The 3,653-nt window shown below is 47.0% G+C and carries 5 protein-coding genes and 1 rRNA gene; 4 read left to right on the top strand and 2 right to left on the bottom strand.

Features of this window, described 5'->3' with window-relative positions:
* Window positions 1-91: 91 nt before the first annotated feature.
* On the bottom strand, window positions 92-706 hold the full coding sequence (gerD, locus tag ACE99V_RS20145; RefSeq protein ID WP_400492981.1) for a spore germination lipoprotein GerD: 615 nt from the start codon (window positions 704-706) through the stop codon (window positions 92-94).
* Between the two features lie 123 nt (window positions 707-829).
* Here gerD and ACE99V_RS20150 point away from each other — a divergent pair, with 123 nt between their 5' ends.
* Window positions 830-1,417 (top strand): KinB-signaling pathway activation protein, encoded by a 588-nt coding sequence (locus ACE99V_RS20150; RefSeq protein WP_400492982.1) that lies wholly within the window; start codon window positions 830-832, stop codon window positions 1,415-1,417.
* Window positions 1,418-1,446: 29 nt separating this feature from the next.
* On the opposite strand, the gene pdaB is transcribed toward ACE99V_RS20150, so the two are convergent.
* Entirely contained in the window at window positions 1,447-2,217 is a 771-nt protein-coding gene (pdaB, locus tag ACE99V_RS20155) for a polysaccharide deacetylase family sporulation protein PdaB (protein WP_400492983.1), read from the bottom strand.
* Window positions 2,218-2,352: 135 nt separating this feature from the next.
* Between pdaB and ACE99V_RS20160 the strand changes: the two genes are divergently transcribed.
* The 3 genes from ACE99V_RS20160 to ACE99V_RS20170 form a co-directional block, all read left to right on the top strand.
* Window positions 2,353-2,997, top strand: coding sequence for a stage II sporulation protein M (locus tag ACE99V_RS20160; protein ID WP_400492984.1), 645 nt, complete (start codon window positions 2,353-2,355; stop codon window positions 2,995-2,997).
* 151 nt (window positions 2,998-3,148) lie between these two features.
* Window positions 3,149-3,382, top strand: a complete 234-nt coding sequence (locus ACE99V_RS20165) for a hypothetical protein (RefSeq protein WP_400492985.1) — start codon at window positions 3,149-3,151, stop codon at window positions 3,380-3,382.
* Between the two features lie 196 nt (window positions 3,383-3,578).
* A 16S ribosomal RNA gene (locus tag ACE99V_RS20170) occupies window positions 3,579-3,653 on the top strand; the annotation flags it as partial.

A 3,653-nucleotide genomic window follows, 5' to 3' on the forward strand; every position in this document is an offset into this window, starting at 1 on the left:
ACTACTTCCATTTAGAGAGCTGAATTCCTTTTGTTTTTGACTTACCCCAGGAATTTTTCAGGGGAAACTAGCTAATGCCGGGTGGGTTTTCTTACATGGAGTCGCCCCCGCCTTCGCCACCCCCGCCGCCTTTTTTCCCTTTCTTCTGTTCCTTCGGTTTCATCATCTCTTCCTGGGCTTTGGTCATCAGTTTCATTAATTCAGCCTGGAACAGAGGGCTTTGGAGTGATTCCTTCATGATTTGCATGGTTTGCTTGCGGTAGGCAGAACTTTTCATGAGTTCCATCAAACCTTTTTCAAACTCGGGGTCCTTCATGATGGCCATCAGCTCTTTTTGGTATTCGGGATCCTTCATAAGATCCTTCATGAGCTTTTTGTGCTCGTCTTTCATCGATTTGGCCAACGTACTGGTGAACTTCGGATCCTTGAACGCTTCCTTGATTTGCGGATTATTCGGCTGCGCAATGCTTTGAATCATGGTGGTTCTCAAGGTTTCCTTGTCCATCATGACCGATTGCTGAAACTTCTCGTCCTGCATCATTTTGGCGACTGATTTTTTCGCTTCCTCTGTTTGCAAGATGTCGAGAACCATATCTTTTACCGTCTTATAATCAGGCGGTGAAGAAACCTGCGCTTGACCGCTACAGCTTGTCAAGAGGATTCCGACGGTCAGAAACAGCCAAAAAGGAAATGTCCTTTTCTTCATGGGATGGATACCCTCCTCGTTCCCTTCCTACCTCTAACGTGCTCATTTCGTCACGTTCTTACGCTAGTATTTTCTTGCATGGGTTGGTACAATCAAAACGATGTTGGATAGGAGGGACGAACGTTGAATTTGCGCAAATACGGCTGGCTGTTTTTTACCACCCTGCTGATCGGGGGATTGGGTGGAATACTCGTCGGCATGATTTTGGCGCCGGATAAAGTATTTGGCGGCACCATCGGAAACTTTTTTGTCGTCACCCTGATGAACATTCTGGTCGGGTTGACGATCAGTATTGTGGCACAGATGGGGTTTTTTGCGTACATGACCATCAATTATTTCGCTCTAGGTCTGTTCAAAAGCGCTTCGCTATGGAAGAGCATCCAAATTTTTCTCATCCTGTTCACATTTTTTGATACCGTTTATTTGCGCTACACGGTGTTTGGACAGAACAGCTCCATCTGGCCTTTTTTTGTGGCGCCTGCACTTTTATTGTTGGTCTCGCTGGTTACTGCTTATGCGAAGGTCCGCCTCACCAACCCGAATGCATGGATTCCTACCCTGTTTTTCATGTTTGTATTTACGACCATTGAGTGGATTCCTGCCCTGAGGCAAAATGATAACGAGACGATTCTGTTCATGAGCGTTCCGCTTCTGTTCTCAAACGTGTGGCAAGTCATGCAGCTGCATCGTCTGGTAAACAAAGAAAGCTGATCCTGTTGGGGGACCAGCTTTTGTTTTTGTCAGTTTACTTCCTCGCTTTTTACCTGCGATCCGGCGATCAGTTCGGAGACGGTGACGAACTGGTACCCTTCCGCCCGAAGTCGGTCGATAATGGCCGGCAATGCCAAATGCGTCTGTTTGCACGAGTCGCTTGCGTGCATCAGGATGATGTCTCCAGGATGCGCCTTGGAGAGAACATTTTTGACGATCGTGTCTACACCGGGATTCGTCCAGTCTTTGGAATCGGTATCCCATTGAATCACGGTATAACCCATATCGGCCGCTACGTGAAGGACCCGTTTGTCAAAGTCGCCGTTGGGCATGCGGATCAAGTTGGGTTGTTTGCCGGTGAGCTCGGTTAGGATGGTGTGAGCCTTCCCGATTTGATTCCGTATCTCTTCATCCGAATACTTGGTGTAATCGTCGTGTTTATGGCCGTGAGAGCCGATTTCGTATTTGTCTTCGACGATTCGTTTCACGATGTCGGGATGGCGTTGACTCCATGGCGAGGAGAGGAAGAAGGTCGCCTTGTTCACTTTCTTTTCCTTCAAAATGTCAAGGATGGGCGTCGCTCTCGTCTCTCCCCAACTAATATCAAAGGTCAGGGCGATTTTTTTCTCGTTGGTATCCACCTTGTAGATGGCTTGCGGAACTTTGCCCTTATCGCCGCCTGTAAAAACGGCAATCGTATCTCGTTCCGCGTACGCAATTCCGATTGCCAAAAGCACCGCGGTAAAAATGATCAGCATCTGCTTGATGCGCCTTGAACTTACCACAAATATGTATTTCACCTTGCAGCACCCCTTTACCCTTTGTCCCCATAACCAATGTATGGCGGAGTAGACAAGGATATTCTTTGTCCTAACGGGTATAATTGCGTTACAATACATATAGTGGTAGTAGCAGGAGAAAAAGGAGAGTGTTTCATGGGAAATCAACTGCGGCAGTTGTGGTCAGATAACAAGGGATATTTTCTGGCCGCGGGCTTGTTGCTGCTGGGGGGAGCGACCATTGGTTTTTTCCAGGCGGATATGGTCGAGACTCTCGCCAAACAAATGCTGGCACAAATTAAAGAGATCGTTGACCGGATCAAGGAGAACGGTGGAAGTGTGGCCGCTACGTTCTGGGCGATCTTTAAAAACAACGTGATCAGTTCCTTGATGATGATGGCGTTGGGAGTATTCTTTGCTGTCTTTCCCATCGTGGGATTGTTGTCGAACGGGGTATTGCTCGGGTTTATCATGGCAAAAATCAGTGCAGCCGGTGTTAATCCGCTCCTTGTGTTCGCGGTGGGTATTTTGCCGCACGGAATCTTTGAACTCCCAGCTGTCGTTTTTGCTTCAGCAGTGGGTATTCGGCTGGGGATGTTGAGCTTTCGATCCATCGGGGCTTTGCTGCGTATCAACAGAGCGGAGCTGGTAAAGAACGAATGGCATGCCGCTTTAAAGCAGTTTCCTGCAGCGGTTTTAACGGTTGTTGTCCTGCTGTTTATCGCCGCCTTTGTGGAAAGTGTCGTGACGCCGCTGCTATTGCAAAACACAGTGGGCGGACAGTTTCAACTGTTTAAGTAAAAGGGTTTGGAAGGGAAGGCCTTCGGTACTCCGGAGGCTTTTTATTATTAATAAAATAATGCAATCGATATTTACTACTCTTGAACTGAATACGGCTAGAGCGGGTTGGAAAAGATAAAGGGTAGACTCGGCGAGGCGGAGGTAGATATCGTTGCTAGGATTCTTATTCAATACCAAGGAAGTACAGGAACTGGAGTATCTGCTGAAACGAGAGTTGGAAGAAATGCTGTTGGATTTTAGCGACAAACGTATTGATTATTTAGTGAAACGAGCCATGGAGGAACGATACTCGATCCTCTTCCGAATGTACGCACGAGTCGCCTCCCCCAACGATCTTTCCAAATACGCGCGAAGACGCAAATGGGAAGAGGAACATCTTACCTAGATTTTTTTAAAAAAACCTATTGACTTAATCCGGACAGACATGATAGATTATTTCTTGTCCTCGAGAGAACATGAAACGAAATAACGTTCCAGATCGCAAGGACAAGCAAGAAAATGCTCTTTGAAAACTGAACAGCGAAGCGTTTTAAATAGCCAAGCAAACATGTTTTTGAACCTTGATCAATTTCTTTCTAACTTTATTGGAGAGTTTGATCCTGGCTCAGGACGAACGCTGGCGGCGTGCCTAATACATGCAAGTCGAGCGAGTCCCT

Source organism: Brevibacillus soli (assembly GCF_044759095.2).
In the GTDB taxonomy this organism is placed as follows: Bacteria; Bacillota; Bacilli; order Brevibacillales; family Brevibacillaceae; genus JBIYSM02.

Bases quoted from the DNA above. Each gene is read 5' to 3' on its own strand.
- gerD (WP_400492981.1), bottom strand. From the start codon at position 706: ATGAAGAAAAGGACATTTCCTTTTTGGCTGTTTCTGACCGTCGGAATC.
- ACE99V_RS20160 (WP_400492984.1), top strand. From the start codon at position 2,353: ATGGGAAATCAACTGCGGCAGTTGTGGTCAGATAACAAGGGATATTTT.